The following is a 2,666-nucleotide window of genomic DNA, read 5'->3' as shown; positions in this document are numbered from 1 at the left end:
TGTTAAATCCCCGTATTTGAAACTGCCAGTCCACGTACCCGGTACTCCGATTCTCCCTACCGGGTACTATCGCAACTAACCTGTCCATGATCCTCTGATCAATAGCGTCGGCACACTCCCGTGCCACGCAATTGAACTCATCAGGAGGACACGATGGCAGATTACCGAGCCATCATGCAGCTGCTGCTCCACGGACACAGCTATGAACAGGTCACCGCAGCCCAGCAATGCTCGAAACGAGCAGTCGCCTCAGCGCGCAAGGCCATGAACGACCACGGCATCAACTCAATCCAAGCGTTGGACGCATTGGGCTCGGACGCACTGGCCGTGCTCTTCCCGGACGGGCGGAGTCGGCGCAGTCTGGAATATGCTCAACCGGACTACAAAGCGATCCTTGAACGGCTCAAACGCGACCGGAACTACACGCTTCAACGCGCATGGGACACCTATCTAAGTTCCACTATCACTGCGGAGGCCAAGAAATACGGGTACGCGAAGTTCTGCGCCCGTTTCTCCGACTTCGTGAATACCAACGACCTTTCGGCCACCATTCATCACGAACCAGGCAAGGCGATGCAGGTGGACTGGGCCGGGCAAACCCTACGAGTGACTGACATCCTTACCGGTGAACAGGTCAAAGCCTATTTGTTCGTCGCGGTCCTGCCGTATTCCGGGCTCGTGTTCGTCAAAGCATCGTTGAGCATGAACTTGGATGCGTGGATTAGTTTGCATGTTGATGCGCTCGAGCATGCAAATGGGGTTCCGAAAATCCTGATTCCAGACAATGCACGGACCGCGACCTACCGGCCCACCCGTGGGGATAAACAACGGTTGATCACCGCTGGGTATGCCGCTTTTGCTACGCATTACGGATGCGCCATCGTGCCGGCCAGAGTGAAGGCGCCGAAAGACAAGGCTGCCACCGAGCGGGCCGTGCAGACGGTGAACAAACGCGTCATCGGGTACCTGCAAGATGAAGTGTTCTCCACCCTTGATGAGCTGAACGAAGCTATCGCTGACCTGTTGGAGGGCATCAACGAGCTGAAGAATCCTCAAGGGTTGAGCAAGCGGCAAATCTTCGACACTGAGGAAGCCGCGCATTTGGGTGCTTTGCCGGAGCACCGCTATGGGCAGGTGAGCTGGAAGCAGGTGAAGGTCGGACGGAATTATCACGTCAGCGTCGACTATCAGCATTACTCGGCACCGTACCGGCTGGCCGGAAAAACATTGAAGGCCAGGGTCACTGACCTGAAAGTTGCGCTCTTTGACGGGGAGCAGTTGATTTGTGAGCATTTGCGGAAGTCGGGGCGTAAAGGCCAGTATTCAACGCTGACGGAGCATACACCGCCGGCGCATCAGAACATCATGAATCTATGGTCCAGAAACTGGTTTCTGGACCGGGCACGGGCCTATGGTCCGGCAACAGTGCAGGTCATCACCCAGGTCCTGGATCGGCGGGTGATCGAGGCCCAAGGCTATCTTGACTGCCAGAACATCCTGGATGCGTTGGGGAAGAAAAGTAAGACCCGATTGGAGGCTGCATGCCGACAGCTGTTGAACACGCACGAGGTGCCAACGTATTCGGCTCTTAAACGGATCATGGCCGCACTTAAAAGCGATACGGACATCCCAGCACCGAGCCGTCCGGCAGCGAGCATGCTCAAAGCCCTCAATGAGCGGTCCTCCCCAACAGGTGAAACTTACGTGCGCGATAGCGCTTACTACCAGGAGTGGAACTGATGAACATCTTCACCAAGCAGGACTACGAAGCGTTCCGCACCTTGCGCATCACGCATATGGCTCAGGCATTTGAGGCGCTACTCGCGCAAGAAACCAACGAACTGGTGGAACCTGAAAACCTGTTCCGGCAGGCAGCGACTGATGCGTTGGACCTGCGCCGCTCGAACAAGATTGAACGGCTGATCAAGCAGGCTGGCTTCGCGTTTGCTGACGCGACCATTGAGCAGCTGGACTACCGTACCGAGCGGGAGGCGATCAACCCGATCAGGATCAAGCGTTACGCCAAAAATGATTGGGGACGCGACCCCGTGAACCTAGTGATCACTGGCGCTTCCGGATCCGGCAAAACCTATTTGGCGTGCGCGTTGGGCATCGCTGCCTGTCATCAGGAACATACGGTGAAGTATTGGCGTACTGACCAGTTGGCGTTGGAGTTGCTCTTGGTTCAGGATGACCTCATCGCGCAGAAGCAACTGCTTAATTCGCTTTCTGACGTAGATCTTCTCATCCTGGATGACTTTATGGCCGTGGGGATTGATCCTCGTGCGGTCGCGGGGATGTTTCATTTGCTGGCGAATCGTGATCGGCGGTTGCCGACGATGATTCTGGCGCAGACTGGCCCGGATTATTGGATTGAGGCGATTCACGATCGAGTCACGGCCGACTCGATCGTGAATCGGTTGGCGAATAACTCTCGACGCATCAACCTTGGATCCGTTGACATGCGCCGTGAAATGAGTTTGAAGGAACGCCAGGGTGAGGACTTCTAACTGTTGCTAGCAGCCTCGGTTTCAACGATACCGTTGCGTTCCTGAACGGGGTGCTGGTCCAGCTGACGGAGTTTTGTTGGCGAGGGCCAGTACCCGGTTTGGGGAATCGTGGTACCGGTTACGTGGACTAGTAGTTCCCGATACGGGGATTTAACA

Annotated in this window: 2 protein-coding genes; both read left to right on the top strand. The window is 55.9% G+C overall.

The window, feature by feature from the left end; genetic code table 11:
• The first annotated feature begins 153 nt into the window (after positions 1–153).
• On the top strand, positions 154–1,740 hold the full coding sequence (gene istA / locus CIK74_RS00165; protein WP_096253687.1) for an IS21 family transposase: 1,587 nt from the start codon (positions 154–156) through the stop codon (positions 1,738–1,740).
• Positions 1,740–2,510, top strand: a complete 771-nt coding sequence (locus tag CIK74_RS00160; protein WP_240520413.1) for an ATP-binding protein — start codon at positions 1,740–1,742, stop codon at positions 2,508–2,510. The genes istA and CIK74_RS00160 overlap by 1 nt, the downstream gene beginning before the upstream one ends.
• Positions 2,511–2,666: the final 156 nt, after the last annotated feature.

This window comes from Glutamicibacter sp. BW77 (genome assembly GCF_002332285.1).
GTDB lineage: Bacteria > Actinomycetota > Actinomycetes > Actinomycetales > Micrococcaceae > Glutamicibacter > Glutamicibacter bergerei.
Note: the sequence above shows the minus strand (reverse complement) of the source record. Positions and strands in the feature narration are given on the sequence as shown.